This window comes from Bradyrhizobium ferriligni (genome assembly GCF_056837965.1).
Map to the genome: position 1 here is coordinate 14524 of NZ_JBXEJO010000060.1, position 22168 is coordinate 36691.

General features: G+C 62.7%; 19 protein-coding genes. 11 read left to right on the forward strand and 8 right to left on the reverse strand.

Annotated features, from left to right (window positions below; translation table 11 throughout):
• Positions 1 to 557: 557 nt before the first annotated feature.
• On the reverse strand, positions 558 to 1751 hold the full coding sequence (locus AC1VNY_RS30215) for a CaiB/BaiF CoA transferase family protein (protein ID WP_026193041.1): 1194 nt from the start codon (positions 1749 to 1751) through the stop codon (positions 558 to 560).
• A gap of 296 nt (positions 1752 to 2047) precedes the next feature.
• On the opposite strand from AC1VNY_RS30215, the gene AC1VNY_RS30220 reads away from it, so the two are divergent.
• The 7 genes from AC1VNY_RS30220 to AC1VNY_RS30250 all read left to right on the forward strand — a co-directional run bounded on the left by AC1VNY_RS30220 (position 2048) and on the right by AC1VNY_RS30250 (position 10112).
• On the forward strand, positions 2048 to 3601 hold the full coding sequence (locus tag AC1VNY_RS30220; protein WP_018272683.1) for a lipopolysaccharide biosynthesis protein: 1554 nt from the start codon (positions 2048 to 2050) through the stop codon (positions 3599 to 3601).
• Positions 3602 to 3603: 2 nt separating this feature from the next.
• A complete protein-coding gene (gene asnB / locus AC1VNY_RS30225; RefSeq protein WP_018272682.1) occupies positions 3604 to 5439 on the forward strand; it encodes an asparagine synthase (glutamine-hydrolyzing) in 1836 nt (611 codons plus the stop codon).
• Between the two features lies 1 nt (position 5440).
• The gene (locus tag AC1VNY_RS30230) at positions 5441 to 6034 is read left to right on the forward strand and encodes an acyltransferase (RefSeq protein WP_018272681.1); all 594 of its coding nucleotides are present in this window, start codon (positions 5441 to 5443) and stop codon (positions 6032 to 6034) included.
• Positions 6035 to 6039: 5 nt separating this feature from the next.
• The gene (locus tag AC1VNY_RS30235; protein ID WP_018272680.1) at positions 6040 to 7107 is read left to right on the forward strand and encodes a glycosyltransferase family protein; all 1068 of its coding nucleotides are present in this window, start codon (positions 6040 to 6042) and stop codon (positions 7105 to 7107) included.
• A gap of 105 nt (positions 7108 to 7212) precedes the next feature.
• Positions 7213 to 7986, forward strand: coding sequence for a class I SAM-dependent methyltransferase (locus AC1VNY_RS30240; protein WP_245467171.1), 774 nt, complete (start codon positions 7213 to 7215; stop codon positions 7984 to 7986).
• Between the two features lie 3 nt (positions 7987 to 7989).
• Positions 7990 to 8919 (forward strand): NAD-dependent epimerase/dehydratase family protein, encoded by a 930-nt coding sequence (locus tag AC1VNY_RS30245; RefSeq protein ID WP_018272678.1) that lies wholly within the window; start codon positions 7990 to 7992, stop codon positions 8917 to 8919.
• Positions 8916 to 10112, forward strand: a complete 1197-nt coding sequence (locus AC1VNY_RS30250; protein ID WP_080650392.1) for a glycosyltransferase family 4 protein — start codon at positions 8916 to 8918, stop codon at positions 10110 to 10112. The genes AC1VNY_RS30245 and AC1VNY_RS30250 overlap by 4 nt, the downstream gene beginning before the upstream one ends.
• Here AC1VNY_RS30250 and AC1VNY_RS30255 read toward each other — a convergent pair.
• Positions 10048 to 11382, reverse strand: a complete 1335-nt coding sequence (locus AC1VNY_RS30255; RefSeq protein WP_141382101.1) for a hypothetical protein — start codon at positions 11380 to 11382, stop codon at positions 10048 to 10050. The genes AC1VNY_RS30250 and AC1VNY_RS30255 overlap by 65 nt on opposite strands.
• Positions 11383 to 11978: 596 nt before the next feature.
• Between AC1VNY_RS30255 and AC1VNY_RS30260 the strand changes: the two genes are divergently transcribed.
• The 3 genes from AC1VNY_RS30260 to AC1VNY_RS30270 are packed head-to-tail and all read left to right on the forward strand — an operon-like array spanning position 11979 to position 14620.
• Positions 11979 to 13040: a Gfo/Idh/MocA family protein gene (locus AC1VNY_RS30260; protein ID WP_026193040.1), complete on the forward strand. Its 1062-nt coding sequence runs from the start codon at positions 11979 to 11981 to the stop codon at positions 13038 to 13040.
• Positions 13037 to 13504, forward strand: coding sequence for an acyltransferase (locus AC1VNY_RS30265; RefSeq protein ID WP_018272672.1), 468 nt, complete (start codon positions 13037 to 13039; stop codon positions 13502 to 13504). Before AC1VNY_RS30260 ends, AC1VNY_RS30265 begins: the two co-directional genes overlap by 4 nt.
• 18 nt (positions 13505 to 13522) lie before the next feature.
• Positions 13523 to 14620, forward strand: coding sequence for a DegT/DnrJ/EryC1/StrS family aminotransferase (locus AC1VNY_RS30270; protein WP_018272671.1), 1098 nt, complete (start codon positions 13523 to 13525; stop codon positions 14618 to 14620).
• A gap of 35 nt (positions 14621 to 14655) precedes the next feature.
• Here the strand turns inward: AC1VNY_RS30270 and AC1VNY_RS30275 are convergent, their stop codons facing one another.
• Both AC1VNY_RS30275 and AC1VNY_RS30280 read right to left on the reverse strand, forming a co-directional pair.
• On the reverse strand, positions 14656 to 15186 hold the full coding sequence (locus AC1VNY_RS30275) for an HAD family hydrolase (protein WP_018272670.1): 531 nt from the start codon (positions 15184 to 15186) through the stop codon (positions 14656 to 14658).
• 104 nt (positions 15187 to 15290) lie between these two features.
• Positions 15291 to 16514, reverse strand: coding sequence for a phenylacetate--CoA ligase family protein (locus AC1VNY_RS30280; protein WP_018272669.1), 1224 nt, complete (start codon positions 16512 to 16514; stop codon positions 15291 to 15293).
• 95 nt (positions 16515 to 16609) lie between these two features.
• Here AC1VNY_RS30280 and AC1VNY_RS30285 point away from each other — a divergent pair, with 95 nt between their 5' ends.
• Entirely contained in the window at positions 16610 to 17761 is a 1152-nt protein-coding gene (locus AC1VNY_RS30285) for an AGE family epimerase/isomerase (RefSeq protein ID WP_018272668.1), read from the forward strand.
• Positions 17762 to 17825: 64 nt separating this feature from the next.
• On the opposite strand, the gene AC1VNY_RS30290 is transcribed toward AC1VNY_RS30285, so the two are convergent.
• The 4 genes from AC1VNY_RS30290 to AC1VNY_RS30305 all read right to left on the reverse strand — a co-directional run bounded on the left by AC1VNY_RS30290 (position 17826) and on the right by AC1VNY_RS30305 (position 22161).
• On the reverse strand, positions 17826 to 18665 hold the full coding sequence (locus AC1VNY_RS30290; protein WP_018272667.1) for an ABC transporter ATP-binding protein: 840 nt from the start codon (positions 18663 to 18665) through the stop codon (positions 17826 to 17828).
• 181 nt (positions 18666 to 18846) lie between these two features.
• The gene (locus AC1VNY_RS30295) at positions 18847 to 20130 is read right to left on the reverse strand and encodes an ABC transporter substrate-binding protein (protein ID WP_026193039.1); all 1284 of its coding nucleotides are present in this window, start codon (positions 20128 to 20130) and stop codon (positions 18847 to 18849) included.
• A gap of 60 nt (positions 20131 to 20190) precedes the next feature.
• Positions 20191 to 21264 carry a branched-chain amino acid ABC transporter permease gene (locus tag AC1VNY_RS30300; RefSeq protein ID WP_018272665.1) on the reverse strand — a complete coding sequence of 358 codons (1074 nt, stop codon included), beginning with the start codon at positions 21262 to 21264 and terminating at the stop codon, positions 20191 to 20193.
• Positions 21265 to 21267: 3 nt separating this feature from the next.
• Complete coding sequence (locus AC1VNY_RS30305) at positions 21268 to 22161, reverse strand: branched-chain amino acid ABC transporter permease (protein ID WP_018272664.1); 894 nt, start codon at positions 22159 to 22161, stop codon at positions 21268 to 21270.
• Positions 22162 to 22168: the final 7 nt, after the last annotated feature.

Here is a 22168-nt window from a genome sequence, read left to right on the forward strand (position 1 = left end):
GGCCAACAGGCGGCGGGTAGGATTCTGTTCGCTCCCCTCGGTTTCAACGGCCTCCGTCCTGAAAGATATTGACGTCATGATCGTTCCTAGCTTGGAATTGGCAACGGGGCATGCAGCCCAACGAGCCGCCACGACGGCGAGTGACGCAGGCGGAAGCAGCTCTCACGCCAACTTGTTAGCTAAATTTAGCAGAGTCTGAACGGCTGTCTCAGCGGCAGCTCGATCAGTTATAGTTGGCAAGTTGCGCCGCCGACGTGCCCGGAGACCCGGAGGGTTTGCTCCGCTAGGTCGTCTACCAACAGGCTAGCTGGGCATATCAGGGAGGAGGCCGAGTAGTATAGCATCCGCGTGTCACGGCTAGCTTCTCTACACAATGGAGGGATCAAGCGGGTCGGCGGAACCATATTTGAGACGCTCATGAACGCTGAGGCTAAAGCGCTTATTGCATCAAAATGATCGGCCGTTTGCAAGCGACCACCGAAGCAAGCTGTTTGGTGATCGCCGCTAGGCAAAAAAGCGCCAGTTCTGAGGTTTTGTCATTCCGGAACGAGCAGTAATTACACCACCTTCCGATGCCGGAGTTCGCTGATCTCGTCCTTATCAAACCCGAATTCGGCCAGCAGCTCCTCGGTCTGCTCGCCGAACTCGGGCGGGCGGGCGGCCATCCTGCTCGGCGTCCGCGACAGCGTCACCGGCTGGCTGACCAGCTGGATCTGCCGGTTCTCGTCATTGGGCACGTGCTGGGCCATGCCGAGATGCTTGACCTGGGCATCCTCGAACATCTGGTCGATCGAGTAGATCGGCCCGCACGGCACGCCGGCGGCGTTCAGCTCCTGTACCCAGGTCTCGGTCGATTTCTTCTCGGTCAGCGCGCCGATCCTGGCGTTCAGCGAGTCGCGGTTCTTCGAACGCGCCGGGGCGGTCGCGTAGTCGGGGTCGGTGATCAGCTCGGGCGCGCCGATCGCCTGCGCGCAACGCTCCCAGATCCGCCCGCCTGTCGTGGCGATGTTGATGTAACCGTCTGAGGTCTTGAACACGCCGGTCGGGATCGAGGTCGGATGGTTGTTGCCGGCCTGTTTGGCCACTTCCTTTTCCATCAGCCAGCGGGCCGCCTGGAAATCCAGCATGAAGATCTGGGCCTGCAGCAGCGAGGTCTGCACCCACTGGCCTTCGCCGGATACGTCGCGTTCCAGCAGCGCCGTGAGGATGCCGATCGCACAGAACAGGCCTGCGGTGAGGTCGGCGACGGGAATGCCGACCCGCATCGGTCCGCCGCCGGGCGCGCCGGTCACCGACATCAGCCCGCCCATGCCCTGGGCGATCTGATCGAAGCCCGGGCGCTTGTGATAGGGGCCGTCCTGGCCGAACCCGGAGATGCTGCCATAGACGATCCGCGGGTTGATCTTGCGGATGCTCTCGTAATCGATGCCGAGCTTGGCCTTGACGTCCGGCCGGAAGTTTTCGACCACGACATCGGCCTGTTCGGCCAGCCGCTTGAACACCTCGAGCCCCTTGGGGTCCTTGAGGTTCAGCGTCATGGCGCGCTTGTTGCGATGCAGGTTCTGGAAATCGGACCCGCCGCGCGGGCCGCCCGGCTGCTCGCCACCGCCGTCCTCCAGTAGCGCATCGATCTTGACGACATTGGCGCCCCAATCGGCGAGCTGACGCACGCAGGTCGGCCCAGACCGGACCCGGGTCAAATCCAGCACGGTGAAACGGGACAGGGCTTGGGATGCGCGGGGAAAGGGCATTGAGACACCTCTTGTTGGGCGGGCTGCCCGGGGGCTTGAGCCCATCTGCCATAGACAATTTGGCAGGCATTTCCAACTGTTACCCGGATCACAAACAAGGCCGGAAACAACCAGCCATGGTTCCCTGAAGATCGGCTCCTGTATCTTGCGGTCCTGGCCTGGCCCCACACCTCCACGCCGTCCACCAACCCTCGACAATCACCGCGCCGGCTGCTAGCCCGTCGCCATATCGAATGGGTTTTGCCCTTACGGAAGAGGCACTTGAGGCCTATCGGAGCGGTGGACCGAAAGCGGGCATGGCGGTGAAAAAGGGTCCCTCCCATCTGCTCGGTAACTCGGCATGGAACGCGACCGCCTTCGCGGTCGCGGTGCTGCTCAATCTCGCGATCCTGCCATTCGTGATTTTCCGGCTCGGTCTCGCCGCGTTCGGCGTTGCGGGTCTGGTGACGGCCTGTGTCGCGCCGGCGCTGATGTTCAGCAATGCACTCGGCCTTTCGACGGCGCGCGAGCTCGCGCAAAGGTTGGAACCGTCCGACCGCGACCTGGCACGGCGATTTTTCGCAACCGCTCTCGCGCTTGCCATCGTCCTTGGCGGCCTGATCGCAGCGTTGCTTGCCTTTGGCGGAGCGCCGCTCGCACGACTGGGATTTCACCTCGGCGGCCCGGCCGCCGACGACCTCGGGCTCGCTTTCGCATTGGCCGCCGCCGGTTGGCTGTTCCAGTGCCTGTTCGCCGTCTTCCTCTCGTTGTTCACGGCGCGTCAGGACTATCGGCGGATCGCATCGATCAGCATCACGGGCGCGGTGGTGACGACGATATCGATGCTGCTGCTGATCCCCTGCGCGCCGCGTGCCTCGACCTTCCTCGGTTGTCAGGCCTTGGGCTCTGCAACAAATCTCATGATGGCCTTTGCCTGGTCGCGCCACGCCATCAGTGACTGGCTGGCACGGCCGGCGCTCGATCGCGGCGCGCTGCGTGCGCTGGTCAAGCTTGGCGGTTGGCAGTTCGCGGCGCAAAGCGGCGCGCTGTTCGCCGGGCAGGCGGACCGCTATCTGCTCGGCGCGCTGCTGCAGCCGCAATTCGTCGGCTTCTACAGCGTCGCGCAGCGGCTGGAGGAGGCGGTCTACATTGGCGTGTTGAAGATCGGCGAGATCTTGTTCCCGTTCTTCAGCACCCTGCAGAGGGAGGATGACGATCGCAAGGTCGACCTCCTGCTTCGCTCGTCCTGGATTCTCAATGTGCTTGCCGCGAGCGCGCTGGGCGGCCTGATCCCGGTCGCAGGCGCATTGCTGCATCGATGGACCGGCGCCGAGGTCGCCGCCGAGGCTCAGCTGGTGCTGGTGGTCCTCGCGATCAGCGGAATATTGGGGTCCAGCGCCAATGTGTTTGCGTTCTATCTGCTGTCGCAGGGGCGCTCCAGTTCCAACGCGCTGATCTCGCTCGTCACGGGTATCTTCACGCTGGCGACCAGCGCCGTCGCGTTGCCGCATTTCGGCTGGCAGGCAGCCGGCTGGAGCTCCTGCGTCGGGATGGTCGCCCAGATGGTGATCACCGTGCTGTTGATGCGACGAACCTTCCGGCTTTCAGGTATGTGGTCACGGATGTTGCATTTCGTATTGGTCCCGCTCGGCACGGGAGTAGCCATCGCGCTGGCGCTGCGTTCGCAGCTGGGCCACGCGTCATTCGACCACGCGCCGTCATGGTGGTATGTGGTGTCGCTCTACGGCGTGTCGGCTGCGGCGATCTTTGTCGCCGCCGTCGCGATGTCGCAGCTCGGTCCCTATCGCGCCGTGTGCTGGCGTGATCTCCGCGTCATCAGCAGTCGCTTCCTGCCCTTCAAGGCCATCTAGACATGTGCGGCATCGCAGGCATCGTCAATCTGCGCGACGCTCCGGTGGAGCCGGCCGACATCTCGCGGCTCACCAATTTGATCGCGCATCGCGGTCCGTTCGGCGAGGGCACCTGGTTCAATGCCAAGCGAAACGTCGCTTTCGGCCATCGCCGGCTCGCGATCATCGATCCCGGCGAGGGCGGCTATCAGCCGATGGTGTCAGGCGATAGCCGCCATGTGATTGTCTACAATGGCGAGATCTACAACTTCCTCGAATTACGTCGCGAGCTCGAGGCAAAGGGCGCGGTCTTCCGCAGCCAGTCCGATACCGAAGTGATCCTTGCCGCCTGGCAGGCATGGGGCGAGGACATGCTGCTGCGTTTCAACGGCATGTGGGCGCTGGCGATCTACGACACCGCCACGGATGATTTGTTCCTGGCGCGCGATCGCTTCGGCATCAAGCCGATGCTGTATGCGTTGTCATCCGAGCGGTTCGTGTTCGCGTCCGAACAGCGGGCGCTGGCGCGGAGCGGGCTGGTTGAGACGTCACTCGATATCGACGTGGCGCGGCGGCTGTTGCTTGACCCGTTCGGGATCGAAGGCAGCGAGCGGACTCTGTTCGCGCAACTGCGCCGCCTGCAGGGCGGCCACTGCATGTGGCTGCGCAAGGGGCGTGTGCAGGTGCGCCGCTGGTGGCGGACCGTGGATCACCTGCCGGCGATTCCGGATACCGAGGTCGAACGCGTCGAGCGCTTTCGCGAACTGTTTCAGGATTCCGTCGCGCTGCGGATGCGCAGCGATGTTCCGATCGGGACCTGCCTGTCCGGCGGCTTTGATTCGTCCGCGGTGATCTGCGCCATGGCGACCCATGAGAAGGCCGGCATGGGACCGCGTGGCTCGACGGCCTGGCGACACGCCTTTGTCGCGACGTTTCCCGGCGCCAGCAACGACGAGCGGCCGATGGCGGAGGAAGCGGCCGCGTGGGCCGATGTGGCACCGAGCTTTCTCGAGATCGGGCGCTCCGACGCGCTCACCGACCTTGACCGCATTCTCGACGATAATGACGACGTCTATATCGGGCTGCCGAGCGCGCCGTGGTTGATCTATCGCGAGCTTCGGCGCCAGAACGTTACCGTGTCACTCGACGGCCACGGGGCAGACGAATTGATGGGCGCCTACCTGCAGGAGGGGCAGTTGGCTGCATTCCGGATTCGGAACGCAGCAGCCGCGCTCACTTCACGATCGCAGCTGGCGCAGCGCGGCATCGACTTCCTGCGGGCGCAGATGATCAGGCGCGAGGGGCACTACTTTCTGCGCGGAGGCGTTGCGGCCGCGCCTGCGCCGCTGCCGCTGGTCGCCGAGGATGATGAATTGCCTGATACATGGGGCGCGTTGAACCGGCGCCTCTACCGCATGTTCCATTCGACTACGCTGCCGACCATCCTGCGCAATTTCGACCGGCTCTCGATGGCGCACGGGATCGAGGTCCGCATGCCGTTCATGGACTGGCGGCTGGTCACCTACACGATGGCGCTGCCGGAAACGAGCAAGTCGGCGGATGGCCTGACCAAGGTGGTGGCGCGGCAGGCGATGGCGAACCTGATGCCCGAAAGCATCCGCACCGCGCGCCGCAAGGTAGGCTTCAACTCGCCGATGCCGGAATGGTTGAACGGGCCATTGGCGGGCTGGACGGCAGAGCTGCTCGATCGGAATGTTCCGGCATTCGCCCAGTTCGTCGACGAAGCGCCCCTTCGAAGGGCGGTCGGCCGCTTGACGGCGTCGCAGAGCTGGGATTGGAAGAGTGTCGGCCGGATCTGGCCTTATTTGAACATGAAATGGATGTTGGCAAGGTCGTAAGATGTTCAGGCGTGCTGTGACAGATGCGATTGATGGTGTCCTTGGTTGGCGCAGCCGGTTCTCAGGGGCGGTGCGCGTCGGACGCGGATCGACGATCGCATGGCGCCGCATCAGACGCGCGGCCGGTAATGACCTGTCGGTGGGGGAAGGCTCGATTGTTCACGCCGACATTAACTTCGAGGAAACCGGAGGCAGGATTCAAATCGGCAGCCGGACGTTCATCGGGCGAAGCAATCTCGTTTGCTACCGAAGCCTCACTATTGGTGACGACGTCATCATGTCATGGGGAATCACGATCGTAGATCACGATTCGCACAGCATCGATTGGATGGACCGCCGCAACGATGTCCGGGAATGGGCGGCTCGTCGAAAAAACTGGGATAAGATTGCGAATGCGCCAGTCGTGATATCTGATCGAGCCTGGATCGGGTTCAATGTGAGCATCCTGAAAGGGGTTTCGATAGGGACGGGCGCAGTCATTGGAGCGTGTTCGGTTGTCACTCGTGACATTCCGCCCTATTCGTTGGCCGTCGGCAATCCGGCGAGAGTCATTCGACTGCTCGGTCAACCTTCAGACGAAAATCGCGAGCCTTAATCGTCATGCGTCTCTTTCAGAACAATGGTCTCTCGCGCGGCTTTCGCGCCCACCGTCACGAGACGCCCTATCGGAATTTCGCTGCCGGGCGAGCGCAGTTTCTCGATACGCGGTTCACGGCATCGCATATCCTCCTGCCGGTGCTCACCGACAACCCGGACGCCTTCTACACGAATGGAGACGACGAGCGCCTCCAGTTGCTGTGGGCGAAGGAGAATAATCTCCGTACGGACGATCTGGAACAAATTCTGCTGGCTCAAATCGAGCAGCATCGCACCGAGGTGTTCTACAATCTCGATCCGATACGCTATTCCAGCAAGTTCGTTGCGAAGCTGCCGGGATGTGTGAAAAAGTCCATCGCCTGGAGGGCTGCCCCCTCCGGAAACGCGGATTTGACTGAATACGACCTCGTCGTATGCAACTTTGCATCGATCCTCGAGAATTGGCGACAAAAGGGGTGCAGTGTTGCATCCTTCTTTCCAGCGCATGATCCGGTGATGGACGGCTACGCCGGTGCTCGCGCGGAGGAGCTTGATGTTATTTTCATTGGTGGATACACGCGCCATCATGTCAATCGCAGCCAAGCGATGCGAGCTGCGGCGTCGGCGGCCGGAGTCCGCGCGCGCTTTTATCTTGAGGATTCGCGCCTCACGCGGCTGGCGAATGCTCTCGCTCCGTTACCAGTGCTTCGTTCGTACCGCCACCCAGAGGATATTCGTTTGATCCGCGCCGATCCGGTGTACGGGCGAGATGCCTATGCCGCGATGGCAAAGAGCCGCATGGTGTTCAACGGCGCGATCGACATGGCCGGCGAGGACCGCGGCAATATGAGATGCTTCGAAACGACTGGATGCGGTTCGGTTCTATTGACGGATGCGGGACGCTATCCGGAGGGTTTCGTTCATGGCGAAACCATGCTGGTATACTCGTCGCCTGAGCAAATACCGGAGTTGATCGGCAAGCTGATGAAAGAAGAGAAGCTTGCAAAATTGATCGCCCAAGCGGGGCATGCAATGGTGAAGGAGCGCTATAACAAAGCGCTGCAGTGGACCAAGTTCCAAGAGTTGATTTGACCGATCTGAGAAAGTCAAAGTGTTTGCATGTCGGGTGAGAAAGCATTCGCGACCTGGGAGGAGGCCGTAGTTTGGCTGCGCAATCAGCCGGACCAGCGCCAGCTTGTGCTCGATGCGTTCTACGACGATCCGCTGGTTGGCGCCGCCGAGCGCTATTTCCAAAGCTCCGAATGGCAGGCGATTACTGAGTTGCTGGCCGGGCGGTGCGGTACCGCACTCGACGTGGGAGCCGGTCGCGGCATTGCGAGTTATGCGCTCGCCCGAACCGGCTTTGTCGTGAGAGCGCTCGAGCCGGATCCCAGCGCGATCGTGGGAGCGGCGGCGATCCGCAACCTGGTACGGCAGACGCAACTGCCGATCCGGGTGGTCGAAGAGTTTTGCGAGCGGCTGCCGTTCGCCGACGCAGCGTTCGATCTTGTCTTCGCCCGCGCCGTGCTGCACCACACGCGCGATCTCGAGGGAGCATGCCGGGAGATGTTTCGGGTGCTGCGGCCCGGTGGCATGCTGATCGCGGCGCGTGAGCATGTCATCAGCAAGGAGCCGGACCTTCCCCAGTTCCTCGCGCAGCATCCGTTGCATCATCTTTACGGAGGAGAGCATGCCTTCCTGCTCGATCGCTACACCGGCGCCCTGACCGCCGCAGGCTTTTCCGCGATCGACACGCTGGCGCCGCTGCAAAGCCCGATCAACCTGTTTCCCTATACGCTGGAGACCCTGAAATCGGCGATCGTGACCAGGTTGACGCAAAAGGTTCCGGTCGCTCCACTGTGGCGAACCGCGTTTGCGTCACGTCTTGTGTTTGGCTCGCTGCTGTCGATGGCCGAACGTTTCGACAATCGACCGGGCCGGCTCTACTCCTTTGTCTGTCACAAGGCCTGAGCGATGATCGTCTGGGTCACAGGCGCGAATGGGTTCATCGGCCGCCATCTCGTGCATCAGCTGGCGGGAGCGGGCCATGCGGTGCACGGCGTCGGGCACGGCGCCCTCGATGCAGTGGAAACCCGGCGGCTTGGTTTGCAGAGCTGGATCAACGGTGAAATCGACGCGGCCAATCTCAACGCGCTCGCGGCCGCCCACGGGCTGCCGGCGCAGATCTTTCATCTGGCTGGCGGATCGTCGGTCGGCATCTCGATCGCGCGGCCGTTCGAGGACTATTCGCGCACCGTGGCGAGCACCGCGCGGCTGCTCGAATGGCTGCGCGGATCTGCGCCGAACTGCGCCGTGATCGCGGCGTCAAGTGCGGCCGTCTATGGAGCCGACCATGTCGGCCCGATCGCTGAAAGCGCGATCGCAACTCCGATGTCGCCCTATGGGCAGCACAAGTTGATGATGGAGCAATTGTGCAGGAGCTACGCGCAATCGTTTGGCATCCGCTGCACGATCGTGCGGCTGTTCTCGGTCTATGGACCCAATTTGCGCAAGCAACTGCTCTGGGATATCTGCTCGCGGCTGGCGGCCAAGGAGCAGGTGCTCACGCTTGGCGGGACGGGCAACGAAATCCGCGATTGGACCGACGTGCGCGATGTCGCAAGGCTGCTCGCAAGCGTCGCAGCACCGTCGTCGCAAGCGGCCCTCCGGGTCATCAACGGCGGGTCGGGCCGCGGGACCAGCGTTGCCGATATTGCCGCCGGTCTCAGCCGGCAGTGGGGCGGCAACACCGTTGTGCGACACTCGGGCGTAAGCCGGCCCGGCGATCCGCTGTGCCTGTTGGCCGACGATGCCGTGCTGCGCCGGATCGGATTCGATTGGCGCATTCCGCTCGATCAGGGCCTTGCCGATTACGTGACCTGGTTCAAGGAGCAGGCTTCGTGACGCCCCGCCCACTGCGAATCGCGTTTAGTCATATTTCACGTCGGCTATGGGCCGGCGGATACAACTATCAAGGTAATCTGTTCGCAGCGCTCGACCAATTTCGGCCTGGTGAATTCATTCCGGTTCTCTTTGCCGGGATGCAAGCTGATGAGAATGAACTTGCCGACCTCGCGGCGATATCAAATGTCGAGATTGTGAGATCAAACGCATTCGACGGACAACCTGGCCTAACGGCAGCGCTTGCGCTCGGCTTAGACAAGGGTGCTGCAACGGCATTTCGGATAGCTCGGATCGATCTGGTCGTTGAATCGGCGCGTTTTTTCGGTTGGCGGCTGCCGTTCCCGACAATAGCTTGGATTCCCGATCTGCAGCATCGCACTTTGCCTCATCTGTTTCCGAGGGCCGCACGCTGGCGTCGCGAGTTTGGGTTCCGCATGCAGATCGCATCGGGTCGAACCATCATGCTAAGTAGCGAAAGCGCTCTGCTTGACTTCAAGACCTATTATCCACGTGTCAAAAACCGCGTCGCCGTTGTCCGCTTTGCGGTCCGGCCGCCAACTGCCTTCCTGAGCACGAATCCATCCGAAGTCGTCGAAGCATATGGTCTGCCGGCGAACTACCTCTATCTTCCCAATCAGTTCTATCGCCACAAAAACCACCAACTCGTTGTTGAGGCCTTGACGATCTTGAAGCGTCGCGGTGTCGACGTGGTCATTTGTGCATCCGGCAGTCCAGAGGATCGGCGTGAGCCGGGGTACTACAATCTCATTAATTCGGAGATTGGTAAGCGCGGCCTTGGTGCCCACTTCCGCCATGTCGGTGTTATCCCTCTATCCCACGTCTACGCGCTCTTACGGGCGTCGACTGCATTGCTTAATCCGTCACGCTTCGAGGGTTGGAGCACAACTGTTGAGGAGGCCAAATCGTTTGGCGTTCCGATGGTCCTATCCGATATCGCCGTGCACCGAGAACAGACCGAGGGTAGTGCGCGGTATTTCGGCGTGGATGATCCGGTAGCACTGGCAGACCATATTGCGCAGATCTCCCGCGAAGCTCGCGGGCTGGTTAATCGTGATATCGTTCCGCATCACGATGACGCCGTCGGCGCGTTTGCTGCAAGCTTTGCGTTCACAGTACATCAGGCCCTGAAACAGAATGCCGGGCGGTTGCAAATGAGCCGTTCTGGATCGTAGGCGTTACATACCAAAGCAAAAACAGCAAAATCGCTCCGTGTGTAAGCAATACCGTCGTAAACGGTACATTGAGAAGCAATTGAACTAAGACAGCTCCGGATACAAGGACGAGACGGCGCGGGAGATGGGCCGATGCCCGGTTTGCCAGTGCGATCACCAGTCCGCAAACGAAGGCCGTGATGGGAGCGAATGGTGCTCCGACAGACGCAATGCCTTCCGTTGCAAATAGGGACGCATTGAAGTTTCCACCGGTAGGAAAAGCGTTATAGATGACGACTGAAATCTGCTCGTGGTAGGGACACGGCATTAGTGGCTTGAGCGCGCTAATTTGGCAGAAGTGCGTTAGATCGTGTCTGAAGAAAAAGTCGTTATAGTAGTCCATTGCGAGTGACGGAATTGCGACCATGCGAAAGTTTACCAGCGCGAAATAAGATCTCGCTGCCTCGAGCGAGACCCAGTTGTACTTGGCTAGCGCATAGAAGAGGATTCCAGCCACGAGAGGTCCGAGCAGCGAGACGATGACTGCGATCCTTAACTCAAGGAGCTTTGAAAAGAGCAGCATTGCGATGAGCCAGGCAGACGTCAGGAGAGATACTTTACTGAGCGTAATCGGGTAAAAAGCGAGAAGGAGTAGGAGCGCTAATGTCGCTCGCCAAAATTTCCTTAGCTCTATGCAGCAAGCAAAGGAGAACGGCAAAAGTGCTCCGCTCGTGATGCCGATCATGTAATTCAATAACTTCGGCATATTCAATGCGTTGCGATAGTCATAAATTTGCTCCATCGAGACGATCTTGAAATTGTACTTTGCCCCGATCGATATCACCCCTATGCCAAGTACTAGGATTGTGCTGATGAGTCGGTCGGTGGCCCAAGGTGAGAGAGTGTACCGTTGAGGCAAAGGAGTTTTGATGAACAGTGCAGGCGCGATGAATGCGAGCGCCGACACGGCGGCGGAAAAGCCGCTCAAGAGATGATTGTACGTGAATGCAGAGAATTGATTGAGCCAGAGATAGCCTGCGATCATGATGAAGAAATAGAAGCCTACGAAATAGCCGAAGCTGAACTCTGCATAGGCAAACAAAATTCCGATTATTGTAAACGTTACCACGATGGCGCTTGCCCGTGGAAAGTCGTCCAGCTGAAATCGAATATGATACTCTGGGTAAATTTGTGCGGCGCATGCAAGTGATGCACATGTTGCTGCAGCACAAAGGAAAGTGAGGGCCGCTAGGCGGCAGCGTTCAAGCGTTGGTTGACCAATCCCGCGCAAGTCGTGTCTCCATAGTTGCGCCCTAGTAGCGACAGGCCACCGGCGTCGAGCCCCTAGGCGCGGGCAACGGACAGTCGTTTTCAGCGGCCGGCATATCGCAATCCATCTATCTCGTCCTACTTATGAGAACCAGATGCGAACGCCGTTTTATCGTATTTCAGACGGGTAAGTTGTCGAATTCGTCGTGCGGCTCATCGGTTGGGTTCAGTGCCGACCGCAATACACAGTCGAGCCAAAGCAGCTGGAAAGCTTTACATCGCAATGAGGATAGGAGGCTTCGGAGCGAGTTGTCGAGACACCGGGAACTTCGCAGACGCAGCCGCTTTCTCAGAGGGCGAGTAATCTTGCGGTCGTTTAGCTATTTACCCACTCGGGCAACCTCAACACGCGGGCGAAGCTCGGGCCTCTCGCCCAATTATAGCGTTGGTTGTCTTATTGCGGTGCTCCTGCTCTGAAGAGCGAGTGCAGGTGCTCCTGCTCTGAAGAGCGAGTGCAGATGACGCCTTGCGTAGACCGAAGCTTTTCGAGTAATGGACGATATCGAGCAACCGGCAACGTCTCCCCTGCTGCTCGCCGGGTGCGAACAGGGCCTATACATGATAAGATTCGGCCTGCTTGGGTGTGGGCGCATTGCCAAGCGCCATTCTGACCTTTTAGGAGGCAATCATATTGCAGGAGCGTGCTTGGTTGCGGTATGCGACCGAGTTCGCGTGCGGGCTGATGTGATCGCCGAGAGGTTCGGCGTTGCGGCCTACTCGGACATGGATAACTTTCTTGCTCGCAAGGATATCGATGCCGTCGCCGTGCTGACGCCGAGCGGGCTGCATCCCGCGCATGTGATCGCCTGCGCCAAGGCCGGCAAGCACATCGTGGTTGAGAAGCCAATGGCGCTACGGCTGCAGGACGCCGACGACATGATCCGGGCCTGCGACCAGGCCGGCGTCAAAATGTTCATCGTCAAGCAGAACCGCTTCAACGTGCCGGTGGTCAAGGCGCGCGAGGCGCTCGATGCCGGCCGCTTCGGCAAGCTGATCCTGGGGACGGTCCGGGTGCGCTGGTGCCGCGACCAGGCCTATTACGACCAGGACGATTGGCGCGGCACCTGGGCCTATGACGGCGGCGTGCTGACCAATCAGGCAAGCCACCATGTCGACATGCTGGAGTGGTTCTTCGGCGAAGTGGTGAGCGTGCATGCGCGCGCGGCAACAGCGCTGGCCAAAATCGAAACCGAGGATACGGCCGTCGCGACGCTGAAGTTCCGCAACGGCGCGCTCGGGATCATCGAGGCGACCACCGCGACGCGCCCGACCGATCTTGAGGGCTCGCTCTCGATCCTGGGCGAAAAGGGCACGGTCGAGATTTCGGGCTTCGCGGTCAACCAGATCCGGCACTGGCGCTTTGTCGACGAGCTGCCGTCGGACAAGGACGTCGTGGAGAAGTTCTCGGTCAACCCGCCCAACGTCTACGGCTTCGGCCATCAGGCCTATTATCACCATGTAGTCGATTGTCTGGTGAACCAGCGCGCCGCGCTGGTCGATGGACTCGAGGGCCGCAAGAGCCTGGAGCTGATCTCCGCCCTCTACGAGTCGATCGAGACCGGCGAGGAGGTCGCACTGCGCTTCACGCCACGGCTGAGCCGGCTGGGCGTCGTTTCGTGAACCGGCCGGAGGTGCATCAGGCCAGCGTGCGCGATGTCGCGTTCGGCGAACGCGTCAAGATCGTCGAGCCCTGCAACCTCTATGGCTGCAAGCTCGGCGACGACTGCTTCGTCGGCCCCTTCACCGAAATCCAGAAGGGCGTGATCGTCGGGGCGCGCACCCGCGTGCAGTCGCATGCCTTCGTCTGCGAACTCGTCACCATCGGCGAGGATTGTTTCGTCGGCCACGGTGTGATGTTCGTCAACGACACGTTCTCCACCGGCGGCCCGGCGCGTGGACGCAAGGAGCTGTGGCGCGAGACGGTGATCGGCAACCGGGTGTCGATCGGCTCCAACGCGACGATCATGCCGGTCAGGATCGTCGACGACGTCGTCATCGGCGCCGGATCGGTGGTGACCAAGGACATCACGATATCAGGCACCTATGCCGGCAATCCGGCGCGCCGGCTGCTGACGAGCCAATAGGGCAATAGGGGAATATCGATGGCGGTGCCGTATGCCGACCTGCAACTGCAATACCAGTCCATCAAGGGCGAGATCGACGCTGCGATCGCCGGCGTGATCCGCGACAACGCCTTCATTCGCGGCAGCTATGTCGACGCCTTCGAGCGCGAATTTGCAGCGGCGGCCGAGGTCGCTCATTGCGTGTCCTGCGCCAACGGCACCGACGCGCTTTACCTCGCCATGCGGGCGCTGAAGGTGAAGCCGGGCGACGAGGTGATCACGACGGCGCATTCCTGGATCTCGACCGCGGCGATGATCACCCATTCCGGTGCCACCGTCGTATTCTGCGACACCGACGAGGCCACGTTCACGATCGATCCGGCGGCGATCGAGGCCGCGATCACGCCGCGCACGGTCGGCATCATCCCGGTGCATCTCTACGGCCAGCCCGCGGATATGGACGCGATCATGGCGATCGCGCAGAAGCACAAGCTGTGGGTGATCGAGGATTGCGCCCAGGCCCACCTCGCGCGCTACAAGGGCCGCATGGTCGGTACCTTCGGCGCGGCCGCGACCTATTCATTCTATCCCGGCAAGAATCTCGGCGCGATGGGCGATGCCGGCGCGGTCGTCACCAACGACGCGGCCCTCGCCGAGCAGATGGCCATGCTGGCGCGCCATGGTGGACTGGTGAAGCACCAGCACCACATCGAAGGCATCAACAGCCGGCTCGACGGCATGCAGGCGGCGATCCTCTCCGCCAAGCTGCCGCATCTTGCCGCCTGGACCGAGGCCCGGCAGGCCGCGGCCGAGGTCTATGATGGCGGCCTCAACCAGATCGAGGATGTCGTGGTGCCCGAGGTCGCGCCGGCACGCAGCCACGTCTATCACCTCTACACGATCAGGCATCCGCGCCGCGACGCGCTCGCCGCCCATCTCAACGCCAACGGCGTGCAGACCGCCATCAACTATCCCACCGCGCTGCCGTTCCTGCCGGCTTATGCTCGGTTCGAGCATCGGCCGGAGCAGTTCCCCAACGCGCATCGCGATCAGGGCCGGATTCTCTCGCTGCCGATGTTCGCCGAGATCACGCGCCAGCAGCAGGACGAGGTGATCGAGCTGATCCGGAAGTTCTGATCGCGATCGCGACCACGCGCCTGACGCTGTGGTCTTCAGCTCCCGAGCAGCAGGGGCCTCAGGAACTTTTCCAGATTGGATCCCGAGAACAGGTAGCCCTTCAGCCCGGCCGCACGTGCCGCCTCGAGATCCGTCGGCTGATCGCCGACCAGAAAGCTGCGTTCGACGTCGACCGGAAAGCGTTCCAGCAGATCATTGATCATGCCCGGCGCCGGTTTGCGGCGGTGGCTGACCTGCCGATATCGTTCAACCGTCCCTTCAGGATGGAACGGGCAGTATTCAAAGGCGTCGATATGCGCGCCGATCCTGCCGAGCTCATCGGCCATCCAGTCGTGAAGCCGCCGCACGTGTGTCTCCTCGTAGAGACCCCTTGCGACGCCCGACTGGTTGGTCACGACGAACGCAAAATACCCCATGTCGTTGACAGCCTTGACCGCCTCGCGCGCGCCGTTGATCCAGACCAGCCTGTGGCTTTCGAACAGGTAACCGATGTCCTGGTTCAGGACGCCGTCCCGATCGAAGAACACGGCCGGCCTTCGCGGCTGATCTCCGGAAGCGCTGCTCATGAGGTGATGATCCGTCCGTCTCCACGAGGCATGAGCTAGCTCAATAGTTCACAACGCCGCGCGCGACAAATGTTGACCGATCATGCCCCGTGTGGTCTCGACGGTTATCGCTCGTCCGCAATCACCTTGCCGTCGTTCGGCAGCGAGCCGGTGCCGACGAGTTCGACGGTGCCCCCCAGCTTGGTGACTGCACGCAGCGTCGCTGCAACCTCGCTCAACAGGGCATCCGGCGCCGAGGCACATTCGGCTCTCAGCGTCATCACGTCGGCCTCGCCGGCGCGCGTGACGACAAGGCGCATCCGTCCAAGCTCGGGATGGCGCTTGCCGATCTCCGCGATCTGCTCGGGGCGAACGAACATCCCCTTCACTTTGGTGGTCTGGTCGGCGCGGCCCATCCAGCCCTTGATGCGCATGTTGGTGCGCCCGCACCGGCTCGCGCCGGGCAGGGCGGCGGTCAGGTCGCCGAGCGCGAGGCGAATCCAGGGATGGTGCGGATCGAGCGAGGTCACCACGATCTCGCCGACGTCACCCGCCGCGACGGGATCGCCGGTGCCGGGTTTGACGATCTCCAGGATCAGGTCCTCGTTGACCGTCATCCCCTCGCGCGCCGCCGTCTCGAACGCGATCAGGCCGAGATCGGCGGTGCCGAAGGCCTGATAGGCCTCGACGCCGCGCGACTTCATCTCCTCCTGCAGCGATTTCGGAAATGCCGCGCCTGAGACCAGCGCGCGCTTGATCGAGGATACGTCGCGGCCGGCGGTAGCGGCGGCGTCGAGCAGGATCTTCAGGAAGTCCGGGGTGCCGCTATAGCCGACCGGGCGATAGGCCTCGATCAGTTCGAATTGCTGCTCGGTATTGCCGGGGCCCGCCGGGATCACCGCACAGCCGAGCGCCCGCGCGGAAGCATCGAAGATGAAGCCGCCGGGGGTGAGGTGATAGCTGAAGGTGTTCAGCACCACATCCCCCTCGCGAAAGCCTGCCGCAAACAGCGCCCGGGCGCCGCGCCAGGGGTCCGCCTGGCGGCCCTCGGGCTCGAAGATCGGTCCGGGCGAGGTGAACAGCCGGGCGAACGAGCCGGGCTTGTCGGCCACGAAGCCGCCGAACGGCGGGGCGGCCTTGTGCAGGGCCGGCAGTTCCGACTTGCGCAGCACCGGCAGCCCGGCCAGCGCCTCCCGGCTGGTGATGGAGCCGGGATCGGCGCCCCTCAGCAAATTGGCATAGGCCGGCGCCGCCATCGCCTTGCGCAGCACCTCGGGCAGCCGGGCGAACAACGCGGCCTCGCGCTCGGCCGGATCGCGCGTTTCAAGGGCGTCGTAATGGTCGGTCATGGCAGGTCCTTGAGAGGATGTGCGCGGGTTGCGTGCCGGTCCGCCCGTGCTATCAGACGGTGACGGCTGACATTGGGACGGTTCCAGGGAGCACGATGGCTGAGGCAGAGAGCGTTGCGGCGGACGAGGCCGCCGACGTCGTCGCGAGGCTGAAGCGCCGCATCATTGGCGAGGCCCTGCCGCTGTGGTCGACCGCGGGCTGGGACAGCACCGCCGGCGGCTTTGTCGACCGGCTGCACCAGGACGGGACAGCCGATCACGCCGCCCCGCGCCGGATCATGGTGCAGGCGCGCCAGATCTATTGCTACGCCAAGGCGGCCCAGCTCGGCTGGTATCCGGAAGGACGTGCGATCGCGCTGAAGGGGCTGGACTACCTGCTGGCCAAGGCCAGGGCGCCGGACGGCCGGCCTGGCTTCGTCCACAGCCTGACCGCAGAGGGCGGCGTGCACGATCCGCTGCGCGACACCTACGGCCATGCCTTCGTGCTGCTCGCGCTCGCGACCGTCTACGGCCTCGACCAGGACGCCCAGATCCGCGCCGAGATCGACGCGCTGCTGTCGTTCCTCGACACCCAGCTGCGCTCGCCCCATGGCGGCTTCCACGAAGGCCTGCCGCCCTCGATGCCGCGCCGGCAGAACCCGCAGATGCACCTGTTCGAGGCGATGATCGCCTGCTTCGATGCGACCCACGATTTGTCGTTCCAGAACCGCGCTGGCGATTTCTTCGCGCTGTTCCTGGCCAGCCTCTACGACAAGCAGACGCGAACCCTCGGCGAGTATTTCGAGGAGGACTGGTCGAAGATCCCGCCGGTCAGCGTCGAGCCCGGCCACCTCGCGGAATGGGTCTGGCTGCTGAAGGGATTTGAGCGCATCACCGGCTGCCCGACCGGGCGCCCGCGTGGCGAGTTGCTGGCATCGGCGCTGCGCTATCGCGACGCGGCCACCGGCTGCCTGGTCGACGAGGGCGACGCCGAGGGCAACATCCGCCGCCACACCCGGCGGCTGTGGCCGCAGAGCGAGCTGGCGAAGGCCTGGATCGCGCAGGCCGAGTCGGGCGAAGCCGGCGCGGCGGACGAGGCGCGCGCTGCGCTGGTGCTGCTCGAGCGGCATTATCTCAGCCATCCCGTGACCGGCGGCTGGTACGATCAGTTCGACCGCGACGGCAATTCGCTGGTCGCCACGATCCCGGCGTCGTCGTTCTATCATGTGCTTTGCGCGGTCACTGAAGCCGAGCAGGTGCTCGGATAGAACCGCCTTCCTGGTCTGACGCGTTTTCTGCACACGCAACTCCGCCTGAAAACGCTCACTATCCTCACAGCCAGCGCTTGCGCCGCTTGAAGCTCTTCAGGTTCTTGAAGCTCTTGCGCTGATCGCCGGCGCCGCCGAGGTAGAATTCCTTGACGTCCTCGTTGTCGCGCAGCTCGTCGGCGGAGCCGTCGAGCACGACCTTGCCCTGTTCCATGATGTAGCCGTGGCTCGCGACCGACAGCGCGGCGCGCGCATTCTGCTCGACCAGGAGGATCGTGACGCCGAGGTCGCGATTGATCTCCTTGATGATCGCGAACACTTCCTTGACGAGCAGCGGCGACAGCCCCATCGACGGCTCGTCCATCAGGATCATCTTGGGGCGCGCCATCAGCGCGCGGCCGATCGCGAGCATCTGCTGCTCGCCGCCGGAGAGATAGCCGGCGAGGCCGGTGCGCTCCTTCAGGCGCGGGAAATATTTGAACACCATGTCGATGTCATCGGAGACCTCGCCGTCGCGCCGGGTGAAGGCGCCGAGCCGCAGGTTCTCCAGCGACGTCATGTCGGCGACGATGCGGCGGCCTTCCATCACCTGGAAGATGCCGCGGCGGACGATCTTGTCCGGATCGATGCCGTTGATGCGCTGGCCCTCGAACAGGATCTCGCCGCGGGTGACCTCGCCGTCCTCGGTCTTGAGCAGGCCGGAGATCGCCTTCAGCGTGGTCGACTTGCCGGCGCCGTTGGCACCGAGCAGCGCGACGATTGCGCCCTTCGGCACCTCGAGGCTGAGGCCGCGCAGCACCAGGATGACGTCGTCATAGACGACCTCGATGTTGTTGATGCTGAGCAGTGGCGGCGGCGGGACGGCCGTCGGCCCCGGGCGGGTGGCTTCGAGGGTTTCGTTCATGGTCTCGATCACTCTCCACTGTCGTCACCCGCGTTTCGTGCGCAACTGCGCACTCGAGCGGGTGACCCAGGATTCCAGAGGCGCCGGCGATCAATCGAGAGGCCGCAGCGTACTGGATCCCCCGCTTTCGCGGGGGATGACGATTGTTGTCGACGCTGCGCTGGGTGGCAGCCCCACGACCTCACCAGCCAAACCATTCGGGTTTGCGCGGCAGGTCGACGGTCTTCACCTTCTCGAGCTTGATCGTGCCCTTGCCCATCAGGTCGTTGATGTCGCCGTCGGTCGCGCCCGAGATCTTCGAGCGATACAGGTCGACCTTCGTGGTCGGGCGGTGATCCTTTTCGGTCCAGGTCGAGGGATTGCAGACGCCGTCCATGCCGGCCGGCACCCAATCCTTCTTCTGGTAGAAGCCCTTGGCGACGTTCTCGCCGGTGGCGCCGCCGTTCTTGGCAGCCCAGTCGAGCGCTTCCTTCAGATAGAGCGCGCTGCAGACCGCGGCGATGTAGTGCACCGGCCGATAGACCTTGCCGGACGGGTCGGACATCTTGGAGATTTCCATCACCGTCTTCATGCCGGGCGCGTTGCCGCCCCAGCTCACCGCCGTGCGGAGCGGGAAGATCACGCCGTCGGCTGCATCGCCGGCGGTCTTCGCCGCGTTCTCGTCCATGCCCCAGACATTGCCGAGGAACTGGACGTCGACGCCGGCGGTCTTGCAGGCCTTCAGCACCGAGATGTTCGAGGCCGCCGTGTTGCCGAGATAGGCATAATTCGCGCCGGAGCTTTTCAGGCTGAGACACTGCGCCGAGTAGTCGCCGGGGGACAGCGCGAACACCAGCGGCGGCAGCACCTCGAAGCCGAGCTCGGTCGCCAGCGCCTCACCGGCCGCCTTCGGCGCGTTCGGATACGGATGGTTGGCGCCCATGTGGACGAATTTCGGCTTGCCGGGCTTACCCTTGGCCTTCCAGTCTTCGGCGGCCCAGGTCAGCATCGCGCGCATCGAGTCCGAATAGCTCGGACCGTAGAAGAAATTGTACGGCGCGGGCTTGGCCTTGCCGCTGGTGCCTTCCGGATCGGTCAGCGCGGCGGCGTAGGAGCCGGAGATGTCCGGGATCTTGTCCTGCGCCAGGAAGCCGGTGAGGGCCTCGGTATCCGCCGTGCCCCAGCCCATGATCGCCGCGACCTTGCCGTCGGGCGCCGACCATTTCTTGTACAGCGCGATGGCGCGCGGCACCTGGTAGCCATAGTCGTTGCTGTCGACATTGAGTTGCTTGCCGCCGATACCGCCGTTCTTGTTGACCCAGGCGAAGGTGTCCGCGACGCCCTGGCCATAGGGGGTGCCGACGTCGGACGTGCCGCCCGAGAGGTCCTGCAGATGGCCGATGGCGATCTGCGCCTGCGCAGTGGCGGCCGCGCTGCCGATCAGCAGCGCAAGGGAGACCGAGCTCAAAAGGGATCTAATCGTCATTTTTTCTTTCCTCCTGCTTATTCGTTGAACCGAATTTTGAGTTGCGTTCCGTGCCTTGCGTCAATGCGAGAACGGGTAGAGCTTCCAGTAGGCCTTGATCTGCCGCCAGCGATGCGCGAGGCCGTCGGGCTCGAACATCAAGAAGCCGATGATGATCAGGCCGATCGCGATCTCGCGCAGGAAGGTGATGTTGTTGTTGAGCTGCAGCGCCTTGTCGATGGCACCGCCCTTCAGCCAGGCGCTCAGCCATTCCATCGATTCCGGCAGCAGCACCACGAAGGCCGTGCCCATCAGCGTGCCCATCACCGAGCCGGTGCCGCCGATGATGACCATGGCGAGGAACAGCACCGAGCGCTCGATGCCAAAGCCTTCCTGCGAGACCACGAGCTGATAGTGCGCGTAGAGCGCGCCGGCGATGCCGGCAAAGAAGGCGGCAAGCCCGAACGACAGCGTGCGGTACTTGGTGAGGTTGATGCCCATGATCTCGGCTGACAGATAGTGATCGCGGATCGCGACCAGCGCGCGGCCGTCGCGGGTGCGCATCAGATTGGTGACCAGGAGATAACTGATCACCATGTAGGCGAGCACGACGTAGAAATACTGCCGGTCGCCGCGCAGGGTGTAGCCGAAGATCGAGAACGGGTTGGCGCTGGCCGGCACCGAGCCGCCCGAGAACCATTCGGCGCGCGAGAAGAAGTCGAGCAAGATGTACTGCGCCGCCAGCGTCGCGATCACGAGATAGAGCCCCTTCAGCCGCGCCGCCGGCACGCCGAAGATCAGGCCGACCAGCGCCGTGACGACGCCGGCGAGCGGGATGGCGAAGAACACCGGGATCGGCGCGTTGTTGGAGATGTAGGCCGAGGTGAACGCGCCGAATAGGAAGAACGCGGCGTGGCCGATCGAGATCTGGCCGGTGAAGCCGACCAGGACGTTGAGGCCGAGGGCCGCGATCGCGAAGATGCCGACCTGGATCGCGATCGAGAGCAGGTAGTTGGACAGCAGCATCGGCGCGCAGCAGGCCAGCACGATGCCGAGGATCGCGAAATTGCGGCTGGTTGCGGTCGGGAAAATCGTGGTGTCGGCCGCGTAGCTGGTGCGGAAATCGCCCGAGGGGATGAGTGTGCTTGTCGCCATTGATCAGACCCGCTCAATATCCTTGGTGCCGAACAGGCCGTACGGCTTGATCATCAGGATGATGATCAAGACGTAGAACGGCGCGATCTCGTAGAGATTGCCCCAGTGCAGGTACTGGCTGTCGACATACTGGGCGACGTTTTCCAATAGCCCGATGATGATGCCGCCGAGCACGGCGCCGCCGACCGAGTCGAGTCCGCCCAGGATCGCCGCCGGAAACACCTTGATGCCGTAGGCGGAGAGGCCGGACGACACGCCGTTGACCACGGCGACCACGACACCGGCGACCGCCGAGACGGTGGCCGAGATCGCCCACGCCATCGCGAACACGTTCTTGACGGAAATGCCGAGCGACTGCGCGACCTGCTGGTTGAAGGCGGTGGCGCGCATCGCAAGGCCATACTTGGAGGCGCGGAAGAACCAGGCCATGCCGACCATCATGGCGAGCGAGACCACGAGGCTCATGACATAGACGGTCTGGATCTGCAGCCCGAACAGGCTGATCGACTGGCTCTGAAACACGCGCGGGAACGGCTGCGGGTTGACGCCGAAGATCCACTTCAGCGCGGCCTGGAACACCGTCGACAGGCCGATCGTCACCATGATCACGGAGATGATCGGCTCGCCGATCATCGGACGCAGGATCACGACCTGGATCGCGATGCCGAAGATGAACATGAAGACCAGCGTGATCGGCATGCCGACCCAGAACGGCACCTGATATTTCGTCAGCAGCGCCCAGCACACCCAGGCGCCGACCAGCAGCAATTCGCCCTGCGCGAAGTTCACGACCTGCGTCGCCTTGTAGATCAGCACGAACGACATCGCGACCACGCCGTAAAGCGTGCCGACCACGAGGCCGTTGACGATCAGCTGGATCAGGAACTGGGTGTTCATGGGGTGC

What these genes read in the sequence shown, in the direction of transcription:
- AC1VNY_RS30215 (WP_026193041.1), bottom strand. Translation starts at nt 1,751, where the DNA reads ATGCCCTTTCCCCGCGCATCCCAAGCCCTGTCCCGTTTCACCGTGCTG.
- AC1VNY_RS30220 (WP_018272683.1), top strand. Translation starts at nt 2,048, where the DNA reads ATGGCGGTGAAAAAGGGTCCCTCCCATCTGCTCGGTAACTCGGCATGG.
- asnB (WP_018272682.1), top strand. Translation starts at nt 3,604, where the DNA reads ATGTGCGGCATCGCAGGCATCGTCAATCTGCGCGACGCTCCGGTGGAG.
- AC1VNY_RS30230 (WP_018272681.1), top strand. Translation starts at nt 5,441, where the DNA reads ATGTTCAGGCGTGCTGTGACAGATGCGATTGATGGTGTCCTTGGTTGG.
- AC1VNY_RS30235 (WP_018272680.1), top strand. Translation starts at nt 6,040, where the DNA reads ATGCGTCTCTTTCAGAACAATGGTCTCTCGCGCGGCTTTCGCGCCCAC.
- AC1VNY_RS30245 (WP_018272678.1), top strand. Translation starts at nt 7,990, where the DNA reads ATGATCGTCTGGGTCACAGGCGCGAATGGGTTCATCGGCCGCCATCTC.
- AC1VNY_RS30260 (WP_026193040.1), top strand. Translation starts at nt 11,979, where the DNA reads ATGATAAGATTCGGCCTGCTTGGGTGTGGGCGCATTGCCAAGCGCCAT.
- AC1VNY_RS30270 (WP_018272671.1), top strand. Translation starts at nt 13,523, where the DNA reads ATGGCGGTGCCGTATGCCGACCTGCAACTGCAATACCAGTCCATCAAG.
- AC1VNY_RS30275 (WP_018272670.1), bottom strand. Translation starts at nt 15,186, where the DNA reads ATGAGCAGCGCTTCCGGAGATCAGCCGCGAAGGCCGGCCGTGTTCTTC.
- AC1VNY_RS30280 (WP_018272669.1), bottom strand. Translation starts at nt 16,514, where the DNA reads ATGACCGACCATTACGACGCCCTTGAAACGCGCGATCCGGCCGAGCGC.
- AC1VNY_RS30285 (WP_018272668.1), top strand. Translation starts at nt 16,610, where the DNA reads ATGGCTGAGGCAGAGAGCGTTGCGGCGGACGAGGCCGCCGACGTCGTC.
- AC1VNY_RS30290 (WP_018272667.1), bottom strand. Translation starts at nt 18,665, where the DNA reads ATGAACGAAACCCTCGAAGCCACCCGCCCGGGGCCGACGGCCGTCCCG.
- AC1VNY_RS30295 (WP_026193039.1), bottom strand. Translation starts at nt 20,130, where the DNA reads ATGACGATTAGATCCCTTTTGAGCTCGGTCTCCCTTGCGCTGCTGATC.
- AC1VNY_RS30300 (WP_018272665.1), bottom strand. Translation starts at nt 21,264, where the DNA reads ATGGCGACAAGCACACTCATCCCCTCGGGCGATTTCCGCACCAGCTAC.
- AC1VNY_RS30305 (WP_018272664.1), bottom strand. Translation starts at nt 22,161, where the DNA reads ATGAACACCCAGTTCCTGATCCAGCTGATCGTCAACGGCCTCGTGGTC.